Here is a 24,596-nt window from a genome sequence, read left to right as displayed (position 1 = left end):
CTCACCAGGCCGGCGCGTCCCCCCGCTCGGCGAGGTACTGCAGGATGGCTCGCACCCGGCGGTTCTCCTCACCCGGCGCCAGGTGCAGCTTGGCGAAGATGTTGGACACGTGCTTGGCCACCGCCGCAACGGACAGGAACAGCTCGGAGGCGATCTCCGCGTTGGAGAGCCCGCGCGCCATGAGCTCGAGCACCTCGCGCTCCCGCGGCGTGAGCTCCCCCAGGCCCGACGCGCCCGTGCGCATCATCGCCCGCGTCACCTCGGGGCCGGTCACCACCCCGCCGGACAGGATGATCTCCAGCGAGGCCACGAAGTCCTCCACCTGCGCCACCCGGTCCTTGAGGAGGTACCCGGCACCGCCGGAGCCGTGCAACCCGAACAGCCGCTGGGCGTGCACGGGCACCACGTACTGGCTCACGACGAGCACCGAGAGCTCCGGGAACTGCTCCTTGAGGTCGGCCGCCACCCGGATGCCGTCGTCCGTCATGGTCGGGGGCATGCGGGCGTCGGTGACCACACCGTCGGGCAGGGCCCCCGCAGCAGCGAGCTCGCGCACCCGGTCGGCCAGGTCGTCCGCCCGGGAGACCTGGGCCACCACCTCGTAGCCCCGGCGCTCCAGCAGGCCCACCAGCCCCTCGCGCAGGATCGCCGAGTCGTCCGCCACCACCAGCCGTGCGCTCACACCGTCACTCCCGTCTCTCCCCGCATGAGGAGCAACGGTATCGAGGCAGCCACCTGGGTGGGGCCACCCGGTGGGGAGGTCACGCTGACCGTGCCCCCGAAGGCCGCGATGCGCTCGCGCAGCCCCGCCAGCCCTCCCCCGGGCACGAGGGTGGCCCCGCCGGGCCCGGTGTCCACGACCGAGACGCGCAGATCCGCATCGGCACCGAGCAGCACGGTGACAGGCGCCCCCGGCGCGTGCTTGGCGGCGTTCGCAAGGGCCTCGCAGGCGAAGAACCAGGCGGACACCAGCACGCCCTCGGGCACCTCGGGGAGCGGGTGCGGACAGACGATGCGGACCTGCTGGGGGCTGCGATCGGCCACTTCCTGCAGCGCGGGGGCCAGACCCTGTTCCAGCAGAGTGGCCGGATGGATCCCCCGAACCGTCGACCGGAGCGCGTCCAGTCCGCTGGAGAGCTGCTCCCCCGCCCGGGCCAGCATGTCCTGCAGCTCCGGGTCCTGCTGGGCCGCAGGGAGGAGTCGGGCCTCGCCGAGCAGCATCGCCGCCGCCACCATGTACTGCTGGGCCCCGTCGTGGAGATCGCGCTCGATGCGCTGCCTCTCCACCTCGTAGGCCTCGACGATCACCCGCCTCGATGCGGTCAGGTCGGCGATGCGCCGGTCGGCCTCCTCCTCGTAGGAGAGGTCCCGACGCCTCCAGAATGCTCCCACCGCGCCGAAACTACTCGACCGGCCGCCACCGGGCACCACCGGGAGGGTGGTGCCAGCACCACCACGAGACCATTGTCCGCACCATGGTGCGGAGGACCGCATCCGCGTGGAATGGAGCCATGAACATCACGACACCACACCAGATGCCGGGAGAAGCCCTCCTGGCCACCGACGACATCACGGTCAGCTACGGCGGGGTGAACGCCCTGGCCGGGGTGAGCCTCCACATCGCACCGCGCGAGACGGTGGCGGTGATGGGGCCCTCCGGCTCGGGCAAGTCCACCCTCCTCCACTGCCTGTCGGGGATCCTGACTCCCACCCACGGCGAGGTGCGCTTCGAGGGAAGGACCCTCTCGGGCCTCCGTGACGCCCGCCGCAGCCACACCCGGCTGCAGCACTTCGGCTTCGTCTTCCAGGACCACCAGCTGATCCCCGAGCTCCCGGCCCGGGAGAACGTCGCACTGCCGCAGATGCTCACCGGGGTCTCCCGCAGCACCGCCCTGCGCTCCGCCGACCGGGCGCTGGAGCAGATCGGCATCCCCGAGCTCCGCAAGCGCCGCCCCGGGGAGATGTCCGGCGGCCAGGCCCAGCGCGTGGCCATCGCTCGAGCGCTCGTGGGTGAGCCGCGCGTGGTCTTCGCCGACGAGCCCAGCGGGGCGCTCGACCAGACCACCGGCCACGAGGTGATGCAGCTGCTCACGGCCACCGTCGCCCACGCCGGCGCCGCCCTGGTCCTGGTCACGCACGACCGGGCCGTGGCCCAGTGGTGCAACCGCCTGGTGGAGATCCGGGACGGCCTGGTGCACACCGACCGCCTGGTCGAGGAGCCGCTGGGGGTGGGTCGATGAAGGTCACCGGACTGACCTCGTTCACGCTGCGCCTCACCCGCGCCCGCTTCGCCTCCCGGGAGGGTGAGTCGCTCCTCTACCTGGCCTCCACCCTGGCCTTCGTCATCTGCTCGGCACTGGCCTTCACCGTGGCGGGAGGCACCTGGATGTTCCACCAGCGGTGGGCCTCCCCCACGAGCCTGCACGCCGAGCTGATCGCCGCCGACCCGTCGGTGGAGGCGATGATGGGCGCCTACGTGGGGCTGGCCGGCATCGCCTGCGCCCTGGTGGTCCCCGCCATGGCCTCCCTGGCCGCCTCCGCCGCCGTCCTCGGCGCCAGGGGTCGAGAGCGCCGCATGTCGGCACTGCGCCTGCTGGGTCTGTCGTCCGGCGACGTGACTCGCATGGCGCTCATCGACACCCTCATCCAAGCCACCCTGGGCGTCCTGGTGGGGTACGTGCTGTACCTGCTGACCCTGCCGGCCTGGTCCGCCCTGGAACTGCAGGGCAAGACCATCGAGGTCTCCGAGATGCTGCTGCCCGCACCCCTGGCACTGGCCGTGGGAGCCGTCACCATCATCGTCGGTGTCCTGGCCTCCTGGTGGGGCATGCGTCAGGTGCGGGTCTCGCCGCTGGGTGTGGCCCGGCGGGCCGGGAACCCCGCGCTGCGACGCTGGCGCCCGCTGATCTTCCTGGTGCTGATCGGTGTCGGGGTGGTGACGGTGAACACCGTGAGCCCCCGCGGTGAGATCGGCCCCTGGCTGCTGCTGGGCGGCGCACTGTTGGCCGTCCTGGCAGGCATGAACGTCATCGGCCCCTGGATCCTGCAGGTGGTGTGCGGCCTGCTGGCCCGCATCCCCTCCCCCACCGTCATGTGGGCGGCCCGCCGGGTGCAGGCCGACCCCCGCGCCACCTGGGGCCGGGTCGCCGGGCTGGGCCTGATGGCGTTCATCGGCAGCTACGTGGCGATGATGCCGCTGCCCACCGAGGCGCCCGACACCGACAACGTGGCGGCCACCTTCGCCACCACCACCGGGTGGGACTTCACCAAGGGTGCGGCCATCACCCTGGGCGTCGGGCTGGTGGTCGCGGCGACGGCCACCTACATCACCCAGGCGTCCGCCGTGTTCGAGCGGGCCGAGCAGACCCGGTCCCTGTACCGGATGGGGTCCTCCACCGGCTTCTTGCGCCGGGTGGCCTGGCTGGAGGTCTTCGGGCCGCTGGTGCTGGCCCTGGGGCTGGGGTGGCTGCTGGGCATGGGCCTGGCCCTGCCGATGGCCTCGGACGCCACGAACTTCGGCTACGAGCGCTCGAGCACCGGGCCGGTCCTGATGGGCGGCATCCTGGTGGCCGGGCTCGCATTCACCGTGCTGGCCCTGACGGCCACCAGCCCGCTGCAGCGGCAGGTCCTGCGGGACCAGCGCCGCCGGGCGGACTGACCGGCCCGCCTCTGAGGACCGTGAAGGAACGGAACGAGCAGCGCCCCGGCCGACCTCCCCGTCGGCCGGGGCGCTGCTCCATCCGGTGAGGCGTCGGCGCCGACCCCTCACCACCGGCGCTCAGGCGGCGGACTCGGTGACGTTCGCCAGCACCTGGGGCCAGCGGCGGTCGAGCCACCGGCCCGAGCCCACGATGCAGACCCAGGCCACCGCCGCCCCGACCAGGAGGACGGCGGGACCCATCAGCTGGTGCACCCAGCCCAGTTGGTGGGTGGCGAACCAGAGGCCCGCTGCCCCGGCGGCCACCACCAGCATCGCCACCCACGTGACGACCATGGCCAGGAAGGTGGCCAGGGTGCCGCCGGCGGGGGTGGAGAACTGGTTGGCACCGGGCTGCGGGGCGGGGAACTGCCACAGCGCGGAGGTCACCTGGCCCACGCCGGCTCCGACGCAGAGGAGGCCCAGGGAGACCCCCAGCGCGTTCCACGCCTGGTCCCACCTCCCGCTCAGGACACAGCCGACCACCACGGCCAGCACCACCAGCGGCAGCGCCACCGGCAGCAGGGCCAGGAAGCGGCCCAGTCGGTCGTCGCGCCCCCGGATGCCGGAGACCACGTGCATCCACACCGCAGAGCCGTCGTAGCTGGTGTCCTGCATGGTCACCATCGCGAAGGACAGCGCCACGGCTGCGCCCACGTAGGGCAGGTAGGGCATGTCCCGCACAGCCGCGCCCTGCATGAGCGCCGGTGCCACGAACAGCACGGGCATGAGGACGGACACGGCGAAGTTCATGACGTAGCGCGGGTCGCGGCGCCAGTTGATGAGGGAGCGCATCATCACCGCCCCTGCCGGGGTGGCAGGGGCCAGACGGGTGAGGGCACCGGCGCGCACCTCGCGCCCCGACCCCGAGGACTCCAGCGGGGAGACCAGACGGGCCGCGATGGCGCGCTCCCACCACCACAGCAGCACCCCCAGGAGTGCCACCACGAGGACGGCCCTGATGCTCGCGCTGAGCCAGTTCCCGCCGGCCACGTCCTGGACCGCTGCCCAGGGCAGCCCGAAGGGGGTCCACCCGGCCACGGTGGCCAGGAGGTCCACGCGCTCACGCAGCTCCTCGATGGAGGAGACGCCAGCCGTCAGTCCGTTGGCGGCCAGGCCGCTGCTGGCCGCCAGGACGATGCCGATGCCGGTGGCCAGGTCACGCACCCACCGGGGTGTGCGAGGAGAGGAGATCCCTGCCGCCGCGGCGTTGCGCAGCACGACCGTGAGCACCAGCCACACCGGCGCCGCCACCAGCGCGGCCACCGTGACGGCCGGGGAGCGCACCAGTGCCGCGACGGCACCGACGGCCGCCAGCACCATCACCAGGCCGCTGACGCCCACGAAGGAGCCCAGCACCAGTCCCGGCAGGAGTGCCCGGGCGCGGACCGGCAGCAGGGCGAAACGGCTGGGGTCGAGGGTGTCGTCCACCCCGGTCGCCACCAGGGGCACGAGGAAGAGCGTGAAGCCGGTGATCGCGAGCAGGAGCGTCACCAGGCCGGCGGCGAGCTCCACGTCCAGCCCCCGGGTGGACACCAGGCCGGCCGCCAGACCGAGCGCCGCCACCATGCCGAGCACCAGTCCGATGATGAACCCGGCGAGCTGCCACCCGTTGCGCCGGAAGCCGGCCTTCAGCAGGGTCCACTTGAGCCTCAGGAGGAGCGCAACCACGACAACCCCTCCCCCGCGCCCGCGGCCTCGCGGCCCACCAGGCGGATGAACGTGTTCTGCAGGGAGTCACCCTCGCGGACCTCCTCCACCGTGCCCTCCCGCAGGATCTGCCCCTCACGCATGATCGCCACGTGCGAGCACAGGGACTCCACCAGCTCCATGACGTGGCTGGAGATGACCACCGTGCCCCCGTTGGCCGCGTACCCGGCCAGCAGCTCCCGGATGCCCTGCGCAGAGACGGGGTCCACCGCCTCCAGCGGCTCGTCCAGCACCAGCAGCCTGGGCGCGTGGATGAGGGCACAGGCCAGCCCGATCTTCTTGGTCATGCCGGCGGAGTAGTCCACCACCATCTTGTTGCCGGCCCCCTCGAGCCCCAGGGCCTGCAGCAGCTCCGCGCTGCGCTCGGCGATGACCGCCTCGTCCATGCCGCGCAGGCGCCCGGTGTAGGTGAGCAGCTCCCGCCCCGAGAGGCGGTCGAAGACGCGCATGCCGTCCGGCAGCACCCCCAGCAGCGCCTTGGCCCCCCGCGGGTCGCTCCACACGTCGTGCCCCAGCACCTCCACGGTGCCCGCGTCCGGGGCGAGCAGACCCGTCGCCATCGACAGGGCGGTGGTCTTGCCTGCGCCATTGGGCCCCACCAGCCCGAGCACCGCACCACGGGGCACGGCGAGGGTCACCCCATCGACCGCCACCTGTCCCCCGAAGGCCTTGGTGAGCCCCCGCCACTCCATCGCACACGTCATGGAATCCATGGTCGGCACGGTAGCCCCCGGTGAACCCCCGGTGACCGTACCGGCGTCGAAGGCCGCATCGGAGGCCACGTGGCAGACTGGTTCGGCCCCCAGTGAAAGGTCCTTGGAAAACGCATGCCCGGAAACGCCACCTTCCGCCACTCCAACACCTCCGTGTTGTCCGTGACCGCCCTGCCGGCCCCCGAGGTGCACACCTCGGCCGAGTTCGACGCCCGGATCATGGACACCCTGCGCCGCAACAAGCTCGTCCCCGGGGTGCTCTCCCGCCTGGTCGGCATCAAGGAGCGGCGCTGGTGGCCCGAGGACGTCCACTTCACCGAGGCCGCCGCCGAGGCGGGACGCCGCGCGCTGGTGGACGCAGGCATCAAGCCCGAGCAGGTGGGGCTGATGGTGAACACCTCCGTGAGCCGCGACCACCTGGAGCCGTCCACGGCCGTGCGCATCCACGACACCCTTGGCCTGCCGCGCAGCGCGTCCAACTTCGACGTGACCAACGCGTGCCTGGGCTTCGTCAACGGCATGCAGATCGCTGCGGCGATGATCGACTCCGGGCAGATCGAATACGCCCTGATCGTGAACGCCGAGACCACCCGGCACACCCACGAGACCACCCTGAAGCGCCTGGAGAGCGAGGACGCCACCGCCGACGACGTGCTGCAGCAGCTCGCGACCCTCACCCTGGGCTCCGGCGCGGCCGCGATGGTGCTGGGCCGCACCGACAAGCACCCCGAGGGCCACCGCTTCGTGGGGGGCGTCTCCCGCGCGGGCACAGAGCACCACGAGCTGTGCGTGGGTGACTTCGACCGCATGACCACCGACTCGGTGGGCCTCCAGGAGGCCGGCATCGCGCTGTCCGAGGAGCTGTGGGCCGAGGCCGCCGAGGAGTTCGACTGGCAGCACCTGGACCGCTACGTGATCCACCAGGTCTCCACGGTGCACACCGAGCAGATCTGCGACCGCCTGGGCCTGGACGGTGCCAAGGTGCCGCGCACCTTTCCCACCTACGGCAACATGGGGCCGGCCGCCGTGCCGTTCACCCTGGCCCTGGAGGCGCCGCACCTGGAGCGCGGGGACCGGGTGCTGCTGATGGGCATCGGCTCCGGGCTGAACGCCTGCTGTGCCGAGATCGAGTGGTGAGCAGCTGATGCCCCACACCAGCCGCCCTCGGATGACCCCCCTCGCCCAGCTGCCGCAGGTGGACCCGCGGTGGCAGCACCACCTCACCCTGCCCGCGCGCGGTGACCTCCCCGGCGCCCGCATGGCGGTGCTGGACACCCACTCCCCCGCGATGGTGGAGGCCGGCGCCCGCCCCCAGGACGTGCGCCACGTGCTGGTGTGCGTGCACGGCAACCCGACCTGGTCCTACCTGTGGCGCCGGGTGCTCGAGCAGGCCCCCGCCGACTGGCGCGTGATCGCCGTGGACCACATCGGGATGGGGCACAGCGAGCGCACCAGCACGATCCGGCGCCTCGCGGACCGCACCGACGACCTCGACGAGGCCCTCACCCAGCTGGGCGTCCTCGGCGGCGACCACGGCGAGCTGCCCGTCTCGGTGATGGTGCACGACTGGGGTGGTGTGATCGGGCTCGGCTGGGCCTCCCGCCACCCCGACCGCATCACGTCGGCGGTCATCACGAACACCGCCCTGTGGCAGCCGGACGACCGGGTGCCCCCGGGCATCCGCGCCGCCCGCGCCGCGGGTCTGCACCGCGCGGCCACGGTGGGCACGCCGACCTTCGTGCACGCGGCCGCCTGGGTGGGCCAGCCCGGCCCGGACCGCGAGGCCGCCGCAGCCCTGGCCTCGCCCTACGCCCGTCGCGACCAGCGCCAGGCGGTCGGGGAGTTCGTGGCGGACATCCCGTTGGAGTCCGACCACCCCTCCCGGCACGCCCTGGAGGCCGCGGCAGCCGGCGCCACCGCCCTGGACGTGCCCGCCCTCGTGCTGTGGGGCGCGAACGACCCGGTCTTCACCGACCGCTACCTGCGCGACGTGCTCGACCGCTTCGAGACCACTGACGTCCACCGCTTCGGCGACGCCTCGCATCTCGTCCTCGAGGACCGCCCTGAGGGCGTCGGGTACGCCTGGGACTGGCTGACCAGCCGGACGGACGACGACTCCACCGACACCACGCAGGACCCCGCCGCCGCGGGCCAGCCGGGTCAGCCGGCGCCGGAACAGCCCGCGGCCGGCTCCGGCGGAGTCATCTGGTCGCGCCTCACCGAGCGCGCCCAGCGTGAGCCGGACGCCGTCGCCATCGTGGAGCTGGCCGATGCGGGGCGCCGTACCGTCACCTTTGCCGAGCTCGAGTCCCGCGTGGCCGAGCTGGCCTCGGGGTTCCGACAGCACGGGGTGTGCCCCGGCACTCGGGTGGCCGTGCTCGTGCCGCCGGGCATCGACCTGACCGCGGTCGTCTACGCGGTCTGGCGGGCCGGTGGCTCCATCGTGGTCGCCGACGCCGGGCTCGGGGTGCGCCCCATGGCCGGCGCCCTGCGCAGCGCGGACCCGGACCTGGTCGTCGGTATTCCCGCCGGTCTCGCGGCCGCGCGGGCGCTGGGGGTTGAGGGTGACCGCATCGTCGTGCGCCCCACCGCTCCCGGGGCCGTCGCCAGCCTCGCCGAGGGGGTGGCGGACGCCGACCTGTCGCTGGAGTCCGTCCAGGCAGCCGGTGCCGCCTCGCCGGTGGCCCTCGCGGCCCCGGCCACCGAAGCCGAGGCAGCGGTGCTGTTCACCTCCGGCGCCACCGGCCCCCCGAAGGGCGTGGTCTACCGGCACCGTCAGCTGCTCGCGCAGCGGGACGTCATCGAGAGCGCACTGGAGCTGCGCGCCGGGGAGTCCTTGGTGGCCGCCTTCGCCCCGTTCGCGCTCTACGGCCCCGCACTCGGCATGACCTCGGCCGTGCCGGACATGGACGTCACCAGCCCGGACACGCTCACCGCCGCGGCCCTGGCCGATGCGGTGGACGCGGTGGGTGCCGACGTCGTGTTCGCCTCCCCGGCAGCCCTGCGCAACGTCGTCGCGACGCACGACCCCGCGGCCCCGACGCTCGAGGGCGTGCGCATGGTGATGTCCGCCGGCGCCCCGGTGCCCGTGGAGCTGCTGGAACGGGTGCGCCGGGTGACCCCGCACGCCGCCACGGTCACGCCCTACGGCATGACCGAGGCCCTGCCCCTCACCGCGATCGACCCCCGCACCGTGGACGCTGCCGACCTCGCCGTCCACGCCGGGGTCTGCGTCGGCCAGCCGGTCCGGGGCGTCGAGCTGCGCATCGCCCCGCTGGACGATGGGGGTGAGCCCGGCGACGACGCCCGCCTCACCACCGAGCCCGGCACCCGCGGCGAGGTCGTGGCCCGCGCCGCCCACGTCAAGAGCCACTACGACCGACTGTGGGGCACGCAGCGCGCGACCGCCCACCCCGTCGGGTGGCACCGCACCGGCGACATCGGCCACCTGGACGACCGGGGACGCCTGTGGATCGAGGGCCGCGGCGTGCACACCGTGACCACCGACCAGGGCCCGGTGGCCCCCGGCGGCATCGAGTCCCGCGTCGAACGTCTCGAGGGGGTGCAGCAGGCCGCCGTGGTCGGCGTGGGCCCGGCCGGCGGCCAGCGGGTGGTCGTCGTGGTGCGCCCCACCGAGGGCATCGACCTGCGCCTGCACGCCGCCTCCCCCGTGGCCTCGGTGGAGTTCTCCGCCGCGGTCCGCGAGGCCGCATCCCAGGGGCCCGGCGCCGCACCGGTCGCTGCGGTGCTGGTGCGCGACAGCCTGCCGGTGGACATCCGCCACGCCTCGAAGATCGACCGCACGGCTCTGGCCGGGTGGGCCGCGCAGACCCTCGCCGGCGACGGCGGTTCCTCCTTGGGGGACCGCGCCGGGCGCCTGTTGGGGGCGCCGCGCCGGCTGCTGGGCCGCCTGGACCGCGTGGGGTTCCGGCCGTGACCCGGGTGCTGGTCACCGGAGCCTCCGGGATGCTCGGCGGCGCCGTCGCCCGGGCGCTGGCCGCGCGGGGCGACGAGGTGACGGTCATGCAGCGCCGCCGGTCCGCATCGGGCCTGCGCGAGGTGCTCGGTTCCGTGGACGACCCCGCAGCCGTCGCGCGGGCCGTCGCCGGTCAGGACGCCGTCGTGCACCTGGCCGCCAAGGTGGACGTGGTGGGCCCGGCCGCGGAGTTCGAGCGCACCAACATCCAGGGCACCCAGCTGCTGCTCGACGCCGCCCAGCGGGCCGGGGTGGGGCGCTTCGTGCACACCTCCTCCCCCTCGGTGGCGCACGCCGGTGCCGCACTCGTGGGGGTGGGCGCCGAGCCCGCCTCCCCCGAGCACGCACGGGGCCACTACGCCCGCACGAAGGCCGTGGCCGAGCTGGACGCCCTGGCCCGTGACACCGAGGGCCTCGCGGTCACGGCGGTGCGGCCCCACCTCGTGTGGGGCCCGGGCGACACCCAGCTCGTCGGCCGCCTGGTCCAGCGCGCACATGCCGGCCGCCTGCCGTGGGTGGGCGACGGCGCCGCGCTGGTGGACTCGACCTACGTGGACAACGCCCGCGACGCGCTCGTGGCCGCCCTCGACGCGCTGGCCGGCCCCCGCAACGCGGGCTCGGCCCACGGGCGCGCCTTCGTGGTCACCAACGACGAGCCGCGGCCGGTCGGGGAGCTGATCGGCAGCATCCTGCGCGCGAGCGGCGCGCCCCTGCCACGCCTGCGCATCGGCACCGGGGCGGCCGGCGCGGCCGGGCACGCGGTGGACGGTGCGGTCCTCGCCTCCCAGCGGGTGCACCCCATCACCGAGCCGCCACTGACCCACTTCCTGGTGGAACAACTCACCACCGCCCACTGGTTCTCCCAAGCGGAGACCCACGCCGCCCTCGGCTGGCGCCCCGCGGTCTCCCTCGACGACGGACTGGAGCGCCTCCGGGAGGCAGCGTGAACGTGCTCGATGCGGTGCGCCGTGAGGCGGCCCGCCACGCCCCGACGGCCGGCCTGGCCGCGGCCGGCCTGACTGCCGTAGCCGCCGGGACCCTGGGGTACGAGCTGTGGCAGGCCAGCCGCCTCTCGGACGGCACCCCCGGCAACGCCCCGGACGAGAACGGCATCTACGCCCCGGACGGTGAGCACCACCGCCAGGAGGTGGAGGCCCCGTGGGAGTTCCTGGTGATGGGGGACTCGGTCGCCAACGGGGTGGGGGCGCAACGGCCCGCCCAGACGATCGGCGCGCGGTGCGCACGCCGCATCGCGGCCCTCTCCGGCCGTCCGGTGTACCTGGAGACGGTCGCCGTGAACAGCGTGACCTCCCTCGGTCTGGACGAGCAGGTGAAGCGCGGACTGCGCAAGTTCCCCCACCCGGACCTGGTGCTGCTGTCCATCGGGGGCAACGACATCGCCCGCGGCGCCGACCTGGGTGAGTGCCTCGTGGTGCTGGAGCGGACGATCCGCAGGCTGCGCGCGGCCGGGGCCGAGGTGGTGGTGGCCACCTGCCCGGACTTCGGGATGATCGCCTCCCTCGGCCAGCCGCTGCGGTGGCTGATGCAGCGGCGCTCCCGCCGGTACGCCGCCCGCCAGACCGTGGCCGTGGTGCAGCAGGGCGGGCGCACCGTCTCGTTGGGTTCGCTCACCACGCAGGCCTTCCTGGACGACCCCGACGCCATGTTCCACACCGACCGCTTCCACCCCTCGGCCAAGGGCTACAAGCGGGCTGCACAGGTGCTGGTGCCCTCGTTGCTGGACGCCCTGGGGCTGCCGGTGCCGGAGAGCGACGCGCAGCACGCCGCCGGGGCCGTGGTCGAGCACGGACGGGCCCACACGCTGGAGCAGGCCGCCGCGCAGGCTGCCTCGCACGAGGGCACCGAGGTACGTCCGGACCAGGACGCCGCGCCCGGACGGCTGCGTGCGCTGGTGCAGCGCCGCCGCCGGGACGCCGGGGACGATGCGGACGCGGCCGCGCCGCCGCAGCACGCCCCCTACCCGGCCCCCGCGCCCGACGCCGCACCCCGGGACGACGCGGATGTGTCCCATATCACTGCCCACCCGTAGACTGGCGGCACCGGGGCGTACCGCCCCACACCCATCCGACCAGGAGTCCGTTCCATGCCTGAAGCTGTCATCGTCTCGGCGACCCGATCCCCCATCGGGCGCGCCTTCAAGGGAAGTCTCAAGGACGTGCGGCCCGACGACCTCGCCGCGCAGATGGTCACCGCCGCCCTGGCCAAGGTGCCGGGCCTGGACCCCCGTGAGATCGACGACTTCTACCTGGGCTGTGCCGAGCCGTGGGCCGAGCACGGGTCCAACATGGCCCGCGTGGTCGCGGTGCTCGCCGGCATGGACCACCTGCCGGGGGCCACGGTCAACCGGTTCTGCTCCTCCAGCCTGCAGACCACCCGCATGGCCATGCACGCCATCCGCGCCGGCGAGGGCGACGTCTTCATCTCCGGCGGCGTCGAGTGCGTCTCGCGCTATGCCGACTTCACCGGCGCCGGGGAGTCCAAGCTCTCCTGGCAGAACCCGGCCTTCGCCGAGGCGCGCCAGCGCACCGAGCGCATGGCCGCCGAGAACACCACCTGGACCGACCCGCGCGAGCGTGGCGAGCTGCCCGACGTCTACATCGCGATGGGGCAGACCGCCGAGAACGTGGCGACCTCCCGCGGCGTGAGCCGCGAGCGCCAGGACGAGTGGGGCGTGACCAGCCAGAACCGCGCCCAGGCCGCCATCGAGGCCGGCATCTTCGAGCGCGAGATCACCCCGGTGACGCTGCCGGACGGCAGCACCCACGCCACGGACGACGGCCCCCGCTTCGACACCACGCTGGAGAAGCTGCAGGGCCTGCAGCCGGTCTTCCGCGAGGACGGCACGGTGACGGCCGGCAACTGCTGCCCGCTGAACGACGGCGCCGCCGCCCTGGTGATGATGAGCGACACCCGCGCCAAGGAACTGGGTCTCACCCCGCTGGCCCGCGTGGTCTCCACCGGGGTCTCGGCCCTCTCGCCGGAGATCATGGGCCTGGGCCCGGTCGAGGCGTGCAAGCAGGCCATGGCGCGCGCCGGCATGTCCATCGGCGACCTGGACCTCTACGAGATCAACGAGGCCTTCGCCGCCCAGGTGCTGCCGAGCGCCGACGAGCTCGGCATGGACTTCGACAAGCTGAACGTGCACGGCGGCGCCATTGCGCTGGGGCACCCCTTCGGCATGACCGGCGCCCGCATCACCACCACGCTGCTCAACGCGATGGTGGAGAAGGACGCCCAGTACGGCATGGAGTCCATGTGCGTCGGCGGCGGTCAGGGCATGGCCATGATCCTGGAGCGCCTGTCCTGAAACGGTGAGCCCTCACCCGCCGTGCGCGCGGCGGAGCTCGGCGAGGCCGGTACCCATGCGGGTGCCGGCCTCGCCGGCGTCCCGGGCCGTGGCCAGTCGCGCGCGGGCGACGGCGGCGAGCACGTCGGGCAGGGCGGCCGTCGAGGGCACTGTCACGGCCGCCGGAGGCCACCCGCACTCGGTGGCCTCGGCATCGGCCCACTCCTGCACCAACGCGGTGGCGCCCTCGACCCACTGCGGGGAGAGGTCGCTGCGGGCGACGATGCGGCGGGCCCGGGCCAGCTCCTGCTCCATCTGCTGCGTCAGCGGCTGCATCGTGGCGTCGGCGGGGCCCTGAGCACACTGAGGATGCTGGTTGTCCATGCGCCCGGACGAAATCATGTCGCTCCTCGTTCATGCACCCGACACCTCGATGGGGCACAGTGTGGTGGTCAACACACACCATCCTCCCCCAGGAGTGTCATGTTCCGCCGCACTGCCCCCGCCGGCCTCTCGGCCGCCCTGCTGCTCGCCCTCGCCCCGGCCGGTCTGCCCGCTCAGGCCGCCCCTGGCGAGATCGACCTGCAGATCCTGTCCTTCAACGACTTCCACGGCAACATCGAAGCCCCGGACGACCCCACCGAGCCGGGTGGCGCCGCCAACCTGGCGGCCCATCTCGACCGCTTGCGGGCCGGGACCGCGCACTCGGCGACCGTGGTCGGCGGAGACAGCATCGGCGCCTCGCCCTTCCTGTCTTCGGCCTTCCGGGACGAACCCACCATCGACGCCCTGAGCGCGATGGACCTGACCGCCGTGGCGGTCGGCAACCACGAGTTCGACCAGGGCACCGACGAGCTGCTGCGGATGGACCGTGGCGGCTGCCTCGACGACGGTGACGGCAGCGGCGGTCGCAACTCCTGCCCCATCCCCGGCAAGACCTTCACCGGTGCCGCCTTCCCCTTCCTGGCAGCCAACGTGCTGTGGAAGGACTCCGGGGAGCCGATGCTGCCGAGCTACGTCATCGAGGAGTACGAGGGCGTCAAGGTCGCCTACGTGGGTCTCGGGTTGGACGAGACCCCCTCCATCGTCTCGGCTGCCGGCATCCAGGACGTGGACTTCGTGGACGCCGCGACCCGGGCCAACGAGCTCGTCCCCGAGCTGAAGGCCCAGGGCGTGGAGGCGATGGTCGCCGTCATCCACGAGGGTGGCACCTCCGAGAACGGCACGGACGTCTCCGGCGACGTGATGGAGTTCCACGAGCAGCTCGATCCGGAGTACGACGTGATCGCCTCCGGCCACACGCACACCGACTACATCACCACCGTGGACGGCCGGCTGATCACGCAAGCCGGCAACTACGGCGAGCTCATCACCAAGATCGACCTGCGGCTGGACCCGCAGACCAAGGACGTGGTGCCCGGGTCGGCCGTCGCCGAGCAGGTCCCGGTCACCCAGGAGGTCACGCCGGACGAGACGGTGGCCGCGATCGTCGCGGAGTACAAGGCGTTGATCGGTACGGTCGCCGATGAGGTGTTGGGCACCGTCAGTGCGCAGGTCACCCACGACCGCTACGCCGTGGCCGTCTCCCCGCTGGGCCGCCTGATCGCCGACGCACAGCTGGCCGACCAGTCCGTGGTCACCGCCGGCGAGGAGCCGGTGCTGGCCCTGATGAACCCCGGTGGCATCCGTGTGCCGGAGCTCGATCAGGCCGGTGCGGACGGCTCCACCGACGGGAAGATCACGATGGAGGAGGCCTTCAGCGCGCAGCCGTTCAACAACTACCTGGTCTCGATGGACCTGACCGGCGCGCAGATCCACCAGGTGCTGCGGGAGCAGTTCTCCGGCGAGAACGCGGAGGCCGTCAAGGTGCTGCAGACCTCCACCGGATTCACCTACGCCATCGACGACACCGACACCCCGGAGCTGGTGCCCGGCTCGGTGCAGTTGAACGGACAGGCGGTGGCCGATGACGGCTCGACCACCTACCGCGTGGTGACGAACAACTTCCTGGCCGGCGGTGGGGACAACTTCCCGACCCTCGCGCAGGGCGACAACGTGTACTTCGGTGGCCTGGACATCGACGCCTTCCGCAACTACCTGGAAGCCGCCTCGCCGTACACCCCGGTCGACCCGCAGGTGCCCACCACCGGTGGTCCGATCATCGACACCGGTGTGACCGCCCCGGCCGAGGGTGCCGGCCAGGTGGCGCTCACCGGTGGCGTGCTGGCGATGCTGGCGGGCGCCGGCCTGCTCGGGGCGCGCCGCCGCCGCGCCTGACGCACCGGCCCGCACCGCACACGCAACAGGCCCCCACCGCGTGGTGGGGGCCTGTGGCGTGTGCGGTCACCGGTCGGTGTCGACCGGCTGCCGTGTCAGTCGCCGGAGCGCAGGATGGCGATGAGGCGCAGGAACTCGATGTACAGCCACACCAGCGAGGCGAGCAGGCCGTGGCCCATGAGCCAGGAGTACTTCTCCGGCAGCTGGGCGGCGATGCCGCGCTGGATGGACTCGAAGTCGATGGCCAGCGAGTAGGAGGCCATGGCGACACCGAACAGGCCGATCAGCCAGCCGAGGGGCGTGTCGTAGGCGTTGAAGACGCCGAACCAGGACAGCCCCAGGTTGATGAGCAGGAAGGCCAGGTAGCCCATCGCCATCATCGAGAAGATGCGCATGGAGCGGCTGGTGACCTTGACCAGGCCCATCTTCCAGCCGACGAGCATCATCACGAAGGTGCCGATGGTGGCGGTCAGGGCGGCCATGATGATGCCGGGCATGGACGTCTCGAAGGCCTTCGAGATCGCGCCGACGAAGCCACCCTGCAGCACGGCGTGCACGAGGATGAGCGGGACGTTGACCTTCTTGGAGAAGCCGATCGCGAAGCTCAGGGCCAGCGAGCCGAACATGCCGACCAGCCAGATCGGGGAGGCAGCGGCCGGAAGCTCCTCGACCACGAACCAGGTGCCGACGGCAGTCACGAGCATGAGCCCGATGAGGATGGCCGTCTTGACGAACACGTCGTCCAGGCTCAGGCGCCCGGTCCGGCCGGTGTCCATCGACGGGGCCTGGTAGGCCTGCTCCAGCTGAGCGTGCTGCTGGTACTGCGCACCGGCCTGGCCGGCGGTGTTGAAGTCCGCGTACTGGCCGTACCGGGGCTGGCCGGACGAACTCTCCTTGTCGATGCGGTCGATGGCGGGGTTGAAAGCCACGGGGGTCTCCTTCTCGGGGACGTCAGGTCGTTCGCGGTCGCGGTGTGCCGGGGCCCACGCGTGCGTCTATTGGGTGGAACACGGCGCCTGTGCCCGCGATTCCACCAGAAACTCCACCCACAGGTGGAATCCGTGCCCTCGACGGGACTCGAACCCGCACCGGGAGCCATTTTAAGTGGCCTGCCTCTGCCAGTTGGGCCACGAGGGCCCCCTCAGGATAGGTGGCGCCCGGCGAGGTCGAGCGCGGTGCCGTCCAGGATGTCGGACTCGCTGACCGTCACGGCCGTGATCCCGCTGGCCTGCTCCACCCGTTCGATGATGCGGTGCCACAGCAGCGCACCGGCCCCGATGACGTCCACGCGCCCCGGGTGCATGAACGGCAGCTCGCCGCGCTGGGCGCGGGTGCGCAGGGTCAGGTCGCGTGCGGCGACGCGAACGTCCTCGGTCGGCAGCTCGGCCCCGTCGAGACGCGCGCGGTCGTAGGCCGGCAGCCCGAGCGCGTGGGCCATGGTGGTGGTGATCGTCCCCGCCACGCCGACCAGGGTGGTGACCGACGCGAGGTCGACCACCTGTGCCGCGAGGTCGATCCCCGCATCGATGTCGGTCGAGGCCGCCAGGACCTCCTCCGGGGAGGGCGGGTCGGAGTGCAGGTGCCGCTCGGTGAGCCGGACGCTGCCGAGGTCCACCGACCGGGCCGCGGCCACCTCGCGGTCGCCCAGCACGAACTCGGTCGACCCTCCCCCGAGGTCCACCACCAGGAAGGGGCCGGGCACGCCACGCGCCCGCAGCGGACCGGTGGCGCCGAGGAAGGACAGGTGGGCCTCCTCCTCCCCCGAGATCACCTCCGGCGTCACGGTGAACCCCTGTGCCGCGAAGGCCTCGGCCACGGCTGCGGTGAACTCGGAGGCGTTCGCGGCGTCCCTCGACGCGGAGGTGGCCACGAAGCGGACCTCCTGCACCTCGTGCGCGGCGCACAGGGCTGCGTAGTCCCGGGAGGCGGCCACGGTGCGCTCCATGGCCTCGGGCGCGATCCGTCCCGTGGCGTCGACGCCCTGCCCCAGGCGCACGATGCGGTTCTCCCGGTGGAGCGCTGCCCGGCCCACGGCCCGGCCGTCCTCGAGCGCGGCGTCCAGCACGAGCAGCCGGATCGAGTTCGTGCCGCAGTCGATGGCGGCCACCCGCACCGAGGCGTCGGTCACGCCTGCTCCCGCGCCGCGATCGCGTCCGCGCAGCACCCGGCGTGCCACCAGGGCTCCAGCATCTCCAACGCCTCGTCCCCCAGCGGGTTCACACCCGGGCCCGCTGCCAAGGAGTGGGCCACGAGCACGTGCAGGCACTTCACGCGCGTGGGCATGCCGCCGGCGCTCACGTGGTCGATCTCCTCCACCACGCCCAGGGCGCGGCGCGCGGCCAGATAGTGCTCGTGCGCCGCCGTGTACGCGGCGGCCAACTCGGTGTCGGTGGCCAGACGCTCGGTCATCTCCCCCATCAGCCCCGTGGTCTCCAGGGTGGAGATGGCCCCGGTCAGGCGGGGGCAGGTGGCGTAGAAGGTGGTCGGGAAGGGCGTGCCGTCCGGCAGGCGGGGCTCGGTCTGCACCACCGTGGGGCAGCCACACGGGCACCGGTGCGCCACGGAGACCACGCCCCGCGGCAGGCGGCCCAACTGGCCCTCGACGGTGCGCAGGTCAGTCTCGGTGGGCTCGACGGGGCCGGGGAAGTCCAACTGCTCGATCACTGCTCTCCTTCGGCAGCCGGCTCGTCCTCGCCAGCACTCAGGTCCTCGGCGGGGATGTCCGCCGGGTCGAAGCCGTCCTCGGTGATGAGTTCCGGTACACCCGCAGGTACGGGCTCAGTCTTCTCCTGCACCGGCTCCTCGCCGGCAGGCGCCCCCTCGGAGGAGTCGCCCTCGTCCGCCGGGGCGTTCACGGTCTCGGAGTCGTCGGCCACACCGGCCGCGGACTGCTCCACCGACCCCCAGAGCTCCTGGTACCAGGGGGTGCCGTCCTGGTCCTGCCCACCGGGGCGCTCGGCAGCGGCGTTCTCACCCTGGATCAGCACGTGGTACCGCTTCTCCCCCGGCTCGGCGTAGTCCAGCCGCGTCCGGGCCAGGTCACGCACGTGGGCGTCGTCACGCAGCTCCTCGCGCTGCTCGACCAGCTCGCGGGTGCGCGCCTGCTCGGCGGCGGACTCCTGCCAGACCTGCTGGATCTCCGCGCGCTGCGTCCACCAGCCGGCGAACGGCGGCACCGCGATCCACGCGGCCATCGCCAGCACCCCCACCAGCAGCACGGCCCGCCAGGGGGCACCCCGCACGGGGGCCACCTGCGCCCCCCGACGCGGGGTACCGGTGGCCCGCCGCGCGGGTCGCGAGGAACGGGGAGCCATGCGCCCATTGTCCGCGACGCACCGGGAGGGTCTGCGGAGGCGCACCGCACCCGACGCCGATCGGCCGCGGCGAACGAGCGTTCGCCGCGGCCGATCCATATCTCTCGGCGTGGTCAGTGGCCCACGCCACAGGCCCCTCAGGCGCCGCCCTTGAAGCGGGGGAAGGCGGCGGCGCCGGCGTAGACGGCGGCATCATCGAGCTCCTCCTCGATGCGGAGCAGCTCGTTGTACTTGGCCACGCGCTCCGAGCGCGCCGGGGCGCCGGTCTTGATCTGGCCGCAGTTCGTGGCCACGGCCAGGTGGGCGATGGTGACGTCCTCGGTCTCACCAGAGCGGTGCGACATCATCGAGGAGAAGCCGTGGCGGGTGGCCAGGGCCACCGCATCAAGGGCCTCGGTCAGCGAACCGATCTGGTTGACCTTGACCAGCAGGGCGTTGCCCGCCTTCTCCTCGACGCCGCGCTGCAGGCGGGTGGGGTTGGTGACGAACAGGTCGTCGCCCACCAGCTGCACGCGGTCCCCGAGGGCGGCGGTCATGGCCTTCCAGCCCTCCCAGTCCTCCTCGTCCAGCGGGTCCTCGATGGAGACCAGGGGGTAGGCGTCCACGAGCTCGGTGTAGTAGGCCACCATCTGCTCGGCGGTGCGCTGCTCGCCCTCGAAGGTGTAGCTGCCGCCCTCGGCGAACTCGCTCGCGGCCACGTCCAGCGCCAGCGCGATGTCCTTGCCCAGGGTGTAGCCGGCCTTCTCGACGGCCTCGGCGATGAGGTCCAGCGCGGCGCGGTTGGACTCCAGGTTCGGCGCGAATCCGCCCTCGTCGCCCAGCCCGGTGGACAGGCCCTTCTCCTTCAGCACGGCCTTCAGCGCGTGGTAGACCTCGGTGCCCCAGCGCAGCGCCTCACGGAAGCTGGGGGCGCCCACGGGGGCGATCATGAACTCCTGGATGTCGACGTTGCTGTCGGCGTGGGAGCCACCGTTGAGGATGTTCATCATCGGCACCGGCAGCACGTGGGCGTTCGGGCCGCCCACGTAGCGGAAGAGCGGCAGGCCGGCCGACATGGCGGCGGCCTTGGCGACGGCCAGGGAGACACCCAACACGGCGTTCGCGCCCAGCTCGCTCTTGTTGTCGGTGCCGTCCAGCGCGATCATGTCAGCATCGATGAGGCGTTGCTCCGAGGCCTCCTCGCCCAGCAGGCGGGGGCCGATCTCCTCGATCACGGCCTCCACGGCCTGCTCCACGCCCTTGCCCTGATAGCGACCGGAGTCACCGTCGCGGCGCTCGGCGGCCTCGAACTGGCCGGTCGAGGCGCCCGAGGGCACGGCGGCCGACTGGAAGGTGCCGTCCTCCAGCATTACCTCGACCTCGACGGTCGGGTTGCCGCGGGAGTCGAGGATCTCGCGCGCGTGGATTCCTTCGATGAGTGCCAACGTGTGCTCCTTGTGGGGTGCTCAGGACGGAGGTCCGGGCGTGCGCGCCGTTGCGCACGCCGTCCGCCCGAGCCTACTGGGGGCGCCGGGGTTCTGGGTGCCGTGCGCGCTCAGCCTTCTCCCGGGCCTTGGCGGCCCGCCACAGCGGCACCACCTCGGCCGCCGTGGCGACGTTGGGCACGTCGGGATCGAAGACGTGCGGGTGGCGCCGCAGCAGCTTGGCTTCCAGCTCGGCCACCACGTCGTCGATGGTGAACTCCCCCGCCTCGGCGGCGAGCTGGGCGTGGACCACCACCTGCCAGAGCAGGTCCCCGAGCTCCTCGGCCAAATGGGCCGGGTCGTCCTCGCCGATCGCCTCGTGCACCTCCTCGGCCTCCTCCAGCACGAAGGGGGCGAGCGAGGCGTGGGTCTGCTCCCGCGTCCAGGCGCAGCCCTCGGCGCCGCGCAGGTGCGCCATGAGCTCCACCACACGCGCCAGGGACGCCCCGGGGCGCTCCTCGCCGGTCACGCCCCGGCCCCCACCGCGGCGCCGGCGGCCGCGATGTCGTCCAGCAGCACCGCGCGCAGCAGCTGGGCGGCCCACTCCAGGACCTCGGCGTCGCGCAGCGGCTGCCCGCCCACCTTCGCGGTCTTGGGCACCGGTACCAGGACGGCACCCAGGGCGGGCTTGACGACGGTTCCCGGGTAGAGCCGCAGCAGGCGCATCTCCTGGCTCTCGCGCAGCTCCATCGGCGCGAACCGTATCTTGGAGCCCATCGCGGAGATGTCACTGACCCCGGCCCGCCGGGCCAGGGTGCGCAGCCGCGCCACCTCGAACAGCGCCCGCACCGGTTGCGGCGGCGTGCCGTACCGGTCGGTGACCTCAGCGATGATGTCGGCCAGCTCCGCATCGTCCTTGACGGCGGCGAGCTTCTTGTAGACCTCCAGGCGCAGCCGCTCCCCGGGCACGTAGTCGTGCGGCAGGTGCGCGTCCACGGGGAGCTCCACCTTGACTTCCACCGGCTCTGCGTCGCCGTCGGTGCCGTCCTTGGCGCGGGCGACGGCCTCCCCGACCATGCGGACGTACAGGTCGAACCCGACCCCGGCGATGTGGCCGGACTGCTCGCCGCCGAGCAGGTTGCCGGCCCCGCGGATCTCGAGGTCCTTCATGGCCACCTGCATGCCGGCACCCAGGTCGGTGTGGCTGGCGATGGTGCGCAGTCGGTCGTGCGCGGTCTCGGTGAGCGGCTTCTCCGGCGGGTACAGGAAGTAGGCGTAGGCGCGTTCCCGGCCTCGCCCGACCCGGCCCCGGAGCTGGTGCAGCTGGGACAGCCCGAAGGTGTCCGCCCGGTCCAGGATCAGGGTGTTCGCGTTCGCGATGTCCAGTCCGGTCTCGACGATGGTGGTCGAGACCAGCACGTCGAACTTGCGCTCCCAGAAGTCGGTGACCACCTGCTCGAGGCGGTGCTCCCCCATCTGCCCGTGGGCGACCTCGATGCGCGCCTCGGGCACGAGCTCGCGCAGGCGCGAGGCGACCTTGTCGATGGTGGCGACCTTGTTGTGCACGTAGAACACCTGCCCCTCACGGAGCAGCTCGCGGTGGATAGCCGCGGCGATCTGCTTCTCTTCGTAGGCACCGACGTAGGTGAGCACCGGGTGGCGCTCCTCCGGCGGGGTGGCGAGGGTGGACATCTCGCGGATGCCCGTGACCGCCATCTCGAGCGTGCGCGGGATGGGGGTGGCCGACATGGCCAGCACGTCGACCGCGGTGCGCAGCGTCTTGAGCTGCTCCTTGTGCTCCACCCCGAAGCGCTGCTCCTCGTCGATGATGACCAGCCCGAGGTCCTTGAAGCGCACCGACGAGGAGAGCAGGCGGTGGGTGCCGATGACGAGGTCGACCGACCCGTCGCGCAGCCCCTCGATGGTGGCCTTCGCGTCCGCGTCCGAGCTGAACCGGGAGAGCGCCCGCACCGTCACCGGGAACTGGGCGTAGCGCTCGGTGAAGGTCTGGAGGTGCTGCTGGACCAGCAGGGTCGTGGGCACCAGGACCGCCACCTGCTTGGAGTCCTGGATCGCCTTGAAGGCCGCGCGGACGGCGATCTCCGTCTTGCCGTAGCCGACGTCACCGCAGATGAGGCGGTCCATGGGCACCGACTTCTCCATGTCCGCCTTCACCTCCTCGATGCTGGAGAGCTGGTCGGTGGTCTCGATGTAGGCGAACGTGTCCTCCAGCTCCCGCTGCCACGGGGAGTCCGGCGCGAAGGCGTGCCCCTGGGTCGCCATCCGGGCCGAGTACAGCTGGATGAGCTCGTTGGCGATCTGCTTGACGTGCTTGCGCGCCTTGGACTTTGTCTTCGACCAGTCGGCGCCCCCGAGCCGGTTGAGACTCGGGGCCTCGCCGCCCACGTAGCGGGTGATCTGGTCGAGCTGGTCGGTCGGCACGAACAACCGGTCCGCGGGCTGCCCCCGCTTGGAGGATGCGTACTCCAGCACCAGGTACTCGCGGGTGGCACCACCGACGGTGCGCTGCACCATCTCGATGAAGCGCCCCACCCCATGCTGCTCGTGGACGATGAAGTCGCCCGGGTTGAGCTGCAGCGGGTCCACCATCTTGCGGCGCCGGGAGGGCATGCGCCGCATGTCCTTGGTGGAGCCCTTGACCGCCTGCCCGGTCAGGTCCTGCTCGGAGACGATCGTGAGCCCGGCGCCCACCCCGGGCAGGCCGACTCCCGGCCCCCAGGAGGCCGTGCAGATCTCGGCCACCGGCCCGGGGGCCTCGGACTGGGGTGCCGCCACCACGCGGGCCCCCACCTCGTGCTCGCCGAGGACCTCCACGAGGCGCTTGGCCAGGCCCGGGCCGTCGGTGAGCAGGACCACGCGCCGCCCCGCGGCCAGCGCGGCGCGCACGTCGTCGATCGCCTTCTCGGGCTCTCCGCGGTACTGGGGCATCTCGACGGCGTCCAGGCGCAGGTGCGTGGCGTCGTCGTCCAGCGTGTCCAGGTCCGGGGCGAAGGGGGACAGCGCCCACCACCCGATACCCGTCTCCAGGGCGTGGCTGCGGACCTCGGAGAGCTCGCGGTAGGCGCCCTCGCCCAGGGCGCTGACGAGGTCCACCGGCACCTGGCCGCCCGCGGCTGCCGAGGACCACCCGGCGGTGAGGAACTCCTGGGAGGTGCTCACGAGGTCGGCGGCACGGCGCCGGAGGCGCTCGGGGTCGCTCACCAGCAGGCGCGACCCGTCGGGCAGCACGTCCAGCAGGGTCTCCATGCCGTCAACCAGCACCGGGGTGAGCGACTCCATGCCCTCGACCGCCACGCCCGCAGCAATCGACGCGAGCATGTCGGCCACCCCGGGCAGCTCGTCTGCGAGCCCCGCGGCCCGCTGCTGCACCTCCTCGGTGAGGAGCAACTCCCGGCAGGGCGGCGCCCACAGGCCGCCGGGGGCGATCTCCAGGGAGCGCTGGTCTGCCACCCGGAACCACCGCACCTCCTCCACCTCGTCCCCCCAGAACTCCACGCGCAGGGGGTGGTCCTCGGTGGGCGGGAAGACGTCGACGATGCCGCCCCGGACGGCGAACTCCCCACGCTTCTCGACGAGGTCGGTCCGGGCGTAGGCCGCCGCTACCAGGGCCTCGATGAACTCCTCCGGGTCCCGGGTCTCGCCGGCCTGGACGGACACCGGCACGAGGTCCCCCAGGCCCGCGGGCAGGGGCTGCAGCAGTGAGCGCACCGCGGAGACGACCACCCGCAGTGGCCCGTCGTGGTCGGCCTGGCCCGGGTGTGCGAGCCGGCGCAGGACCGCCAGCCGCTGGCCGACGGTGTCGCTGCGCGGGCTCAACCGCTCGTGCGGCAGGGTCTCCCAGCTGGGGAAGACCGCCACGCTCTGCGGCGGGAGCAGCGAACGCAGGCTGGCCGCGAGGTCCTCGGCCTCCCGCCCGGTGGCGGTCGCGAGCAGGACGACGCCCCCGGCCGGCTCGAGCTCGCGCGCGAGAACGGCGGCGGCCCAGGGCCGCACGCCCGGGACGGCCGTGAGGTCCACGTCGAGGTCCCCGCGCTGGTGGATCTGCAGCATCCGCGCCAGGGAGGGCTCCTCACGCACCTGGTCGAGCAGGCCGGAGAGCGGCGGCAGGTCCGCCGTGTCGCGGGCCGTCCCACCGGGGGACGCGGCGGGGGTGGAGTTGTTCTCGGAGCGGGGGGTCA

At 72.8% G+C, this 24,596-nt stretch carries 20 protein-coding genes and 1 tRNA gene; 8 read left to right on the top strand and 13 right to left on the bottom strand.

Translation table 11 applies throughout. The features are described 5' to 3' along the window. Position 1 precedes the first annotated feature (1 nt). Complete coding sequence (locus tag KSED_RS03485; protein WP_012802196.1) at positions 2-682, bottom strand: response regulator transcription factor; 681 nt, start codon at positions 680-682, stop codon at positions 2-4. Then, positions 679-1,392: a sensor histidine kinase gene (locus KSED_RS03480; protein ID WP_012802195.1), complete on the bottom strand. Its 714-nt coding sequence runs from the start codon at positions 1,390-1,392 to the stop codon at positions 679-681. The genes KSED_RS03485 and KSED_RS03480 overlap by 4 nt, the downstream gene beginning before the upstream one ends. 119 nt (positions 1,393-1,511) lie before the next feature. On the opposite strand from KSED_RS03480, the gene KSED_RS03475 reads away from it, so the two are divergent. Together KSED_RS03475 and KSED_RS03470 are read left to right on the top strand one after the other, a co-directional pair. Continuing rightward, positions 1,512-2,240, top strand: coding sequence for an ABC transporter ATP-binding protein (locus tag KSED_RS03475; RefSeq protein ID WP_012802194.1), 729 nt, complete (start codon positions 1,512-1,514; stop codon positions 2,238-2,240). Then, entirely contained in the window at positions 2,237-3,658 is a 1,422-nt protein-coding gene (locus tag KSED_RS03470) for an FtsX-like permease family protein (protein WP_012802193.1), read from the top strand. Before KSED_RS03475 ends, KSED_RS03470 begins: the two co-directional genes overlap by 4 nt. A 120-nt stretch (positions 3,659-3,778) precedes the next feature. On the opposite strand, the gene KSED_RS03465 is transcribed toward KSED_RS03470, so the two are convergent. Continuing rightward, entirely contained in the window at positions 3,779-5,368 is a 1,590-nt protein-coding gene (locus KSED_RS03465; RefSeq protein WP_012802192.1) for a hypothetical protein, read from the bottom strand. Beyond that, positions 5,350-6,120 (bottom strand): ABC transporter ATP-binding protein, encoded by a 771-nt coding sequence (locus KSED_RS03460; protein ID WP_012802191.1) that lies wholly within the window; start codon positions 6,118-6,120, stop codon positions 5,350-5,352. Before KSED_RS03460 ends, KSED_RS03465 begins: the two co-directional genes overlap by 19 nt. A 114-nt stretch (positions 6,121-6,234) precedes the next feature. Between KSED_RS03460 and KSED_RS03455 the strand changes: the two genes are divergently transcribed. Genes KSED_RS03455 through KSED_RS03435 form a run of 5 tightly spaced genes read left to right on the top strand, consistent with a single transcriptional unit; the run spans position 6,235 to position 13,424 of the window. Further along, positions 6,235-7,257 carry a 3-oxoacyl-ACP synthase III gene (locus KSED_RS03455; RefSeq protein ID WP_012802190.1) on the top strand — a complete coding sequence of 341 codons (1,023 nt, stop codon included), beginning with the start codon at positions 6,235-6,237 and terminating at the stop codon, positions 7,255-7,257. Positions 7,258-7,288: 31 nt separating this feature from the next. Next, on the top strand, positions 7,289-10,057 hold the full coding sequence (locus tag KSED_RS03450; protein WP_012802189.1) for an alpha/beta fold hydrolase: 2,769 nt from the start codon (positions 7,289-7,291) through the stop codon (positions 10,055-10,057). Further along, positions 10,054-11,043 carry an NAD-dependent epimerase/dehydratase family protein gene (locus tag KSED_RS03445; protein WP_012802188.1) on the top strand — a complete coding sequence of 330 codons (990 nt, stop codon included), beginning with the start codon at positions 10,054-10,056 and terminating at the stop codon, positions 11,041-11,043. Before KSED_RS03450 ends, KSED_RS03445 begins: the two co-directional genes overlap by 4 nt. Further along, entirely contained in the window at positions 11,040-12,146 is a 1,107-nt protein-coding gene (locus tag KSED_RS03440; RefSeq protein ID WP_012802187.1) for an SGNH/GDSL hydrolase family protein, read from the top strand. The genes KSED_RS03445 and KSED_RS03440 overlap by 4 nt, the downstream gene beginning before the upstream one ends. Positions 12,147-12,200: 54 nt before the next feature. After that, entirely contained in the window at positions 12,201-13,424 is a 1,224-nt protein-coding gene (locus KSED_RS03435) for an acetyl-CoA C-acetyltransferase (protein ID WP_012802186.1), read from the top strand. 12 nt (positions 13,425-13,436) lie between these two features. Here the strand turns inward: KSED_RS03435 and KSED_RS03430 are convergent, their stop codons facing one another. Next, positions 13,437-13,805 carry a hypothetical protein gene (locus KSED_RS03430; protein ID WP_147287739.1) on the bottom strand — a complete coding sequence of 123 codons (369 nt, stop codon included), beginning with the start codon at positions 13,803-13,805 and terminating at the stop codon, positions 13,437-13,439. A gap of 81 nt (positions 13,806-13,886) precedes the next feature. On the opposite strand from KSED_RS03430, the gene KSED_RS03425 reads away from it, so the two are divergent. Continuing rightward, on the top strand, positions 13,887-15,680 hold the full coding sequence (locus KSED_RS03425; RefSeq protein WP_012802184.1) for a bifunctional metallophosphatase/5'-nucleotidase: 1,794 nt from the start codon (positions 13,887-13,889) through the stop codon (positions 15,678-15,680). Positions 15,681-15,775: 95 nt separating this feature from the next. Here the strand turns inward: KSED_RS03425 and KSED_RS03420 are convergent, their stop codons facing one another. From KSED_RS03420 to mfd, 8 genes are all read right to left on the bottom strand, one after another. Further along, positions 15,776-16,609 (bottom strand): Bax inhibitor-1/YccA family protein, encoded by an 834-nt coding sequence (locus KSED_RS03420; RefSeq protein ID WP_012802183.1) that lies wholly within the window; start codon positions 16,607-16,609, stop codon positions 15,776-15,778. 133 nt (positions 16,610-16,742) lie between these two features. Next, positions 16,743-16,817: transfer RNA gene (locus KSED_RS03415), tRNA-Leu, on the bottom strand. Positions 16,818-16,821: 4 nt separating this feature from the next. Further along, the gene (locus KSED_RS03410; protein ID WP_012802182.1) at positions 16,822-17,808 is read right to left on the bottom strand and encodes a Ppx/GppA phosphatase family protein; all 987 of its coding nucleotides are present in this window, start codon (positions 17,806-17,808) and stop codon (positions 16,822-16,824) included. Continuing rightward, a complete protein-coding gene (locus KSED_RS03405; RefSeq protein WP_012802181.1) occupies positions 17,805-18,344 on the bottom strand; it encodes a DUF501 domain-containing protein in 540 nt (179 codons plus the stop codon). Before KSED_RS03405 ends, KSED_RS03410 begins: the two co-directional genes overlap by 4 nt. Next, on the bottom strand, positions 18,341-18,994 hold the full coding sequence (locus tag KSED_RS03400) for an FtsB family cell division protein (protein ID WP_169307772.1): 654 nt from the start codon (positions 18,992-18,994) through the stop codon (positions 18,341-18,343). Before KSED_RS03400 ends, KSED_RS03405 begins: the two co-directional genes overlap by 4 nt. 137 nt (positions 18,995-19,131) lie before the next feature. After that, complete coding sequence (gene eno / locus KSED_RS03395; RefSeq protein WP_012802179.1) at positions 19,132-20,418, bottom strand: phosphopyruvate hydratase; 1,287 nt, start codon at positions 20,416-20,418, stop codon at positions 19,132-19,134. 73 nt (positions 20,419-20,491) lie between these two features. Continuing rightward, entirely contained in the window at positions 20,492-20,926 is a 435-nt protein-coding gene (locus tag KSED_RS03390; protein WP_012802178.1) for a MazG nucleotide pyrophosphohydrolase domain-containing protein, read from the bottom strand. Continuing rightward, complete coding sequence (mfd, locus tag KSED_RS03385) at positions 20,923-24,468, bottom strand: transcription-repair coupling factor (protein ID WP_115306786.1); 3,546 nt, start codon at positions 24,466-24,468, stop codon at positions 20,923-20,925. Before mfd ends, KSED_RS03390 begins: the two co-directional genes overlap by 4 nt. Positions 24,469-24,596 lie beyond the last annotated feature (128 nt).

The sequence above is a fragment of the Kytococcus sedentarius DSM 20547 genome (assembly GCF_000023925.1).
Taxonomy (GTDB): domain Bacteria; phylum Actinomycetota; class Actinomycetes; order Actinomycetales; family Dermatophilaceae; genus Kytococcus; species Kytococcus sedentarius.
Note: the sequence above shows the minus strand (reverse complement) of the source record. Positions and strands in the feature narration are given on the sequence as shown.

Coding starts and splice junctions, on each gene's coding strand:
- mfd (WP_115306786.1), bottom strand. CDS start 24,468: ATGCTGCAGATCCACCAGCGCGGGGACCTCGACGTGGACCTCACGGCC.
- KSED_RS03455 (WP_012802190.1), top strand. CDS start 6,235: ATGCCCGGAAACGCCACCTTCCGCCACTCCAACACCTCCGTGTTGTCC.
- KSED_RS03425 (WP_012802184.1), top strand. CDS start 13,887: ATGTTCCGCCGCACTGCCCCCGCCGGCCTCTCGGCCGCCCTGCTGCTC.
- KSED_RS03470 (WP_012802193.1), top strand. CDS start 2,237: ATGAAGGTCACCGGACTGACCTCGTTCACGCTGCGCCTCACCCGCGCC.
- KSED_RS03475 (WP_012802194.1), top strand. CDS start 1,512: ATGAACATCACGACACCACACCAGATGCCGGGAGAAGCCCTCCTGGCC.
- KSED_RS03450 (WP_012802189.1), top strand. CDS start 7,289: ATGACCCCCCTCGCCCAGCTGCCGCAGGTGGACCCGCGGTGGCAGCAC.
- KSED_RS03435 (WP_012802186.1), top strand. CDS start 12,201: ATGCCTGAAGCTGTCATCGTCTCGGCGACCCGATCCCCCATCGGGCGC.
- KSED_RS03460 (WP_012802191.1), bottom strand. CDS start 6,120: ATGGATTCCATGACGTGTGCGATGGAGTGGCGGGGGCTCACCAAGGCC.
- KSED_RS03400 (WP_169307772.1), bottom strand. CDS start 18,994: ATGGCTCCCCGTTCCTCGCGACCCGCGCGGCGGGCCACCGGTACCCCG.
- KSED_RS03430 (WP_147287739.1), bottom strand. CDS start 13,805: ATGATTTCGTCCGGGCGCATGGACAACCAGCATCCTCAGTGTGCTCAG.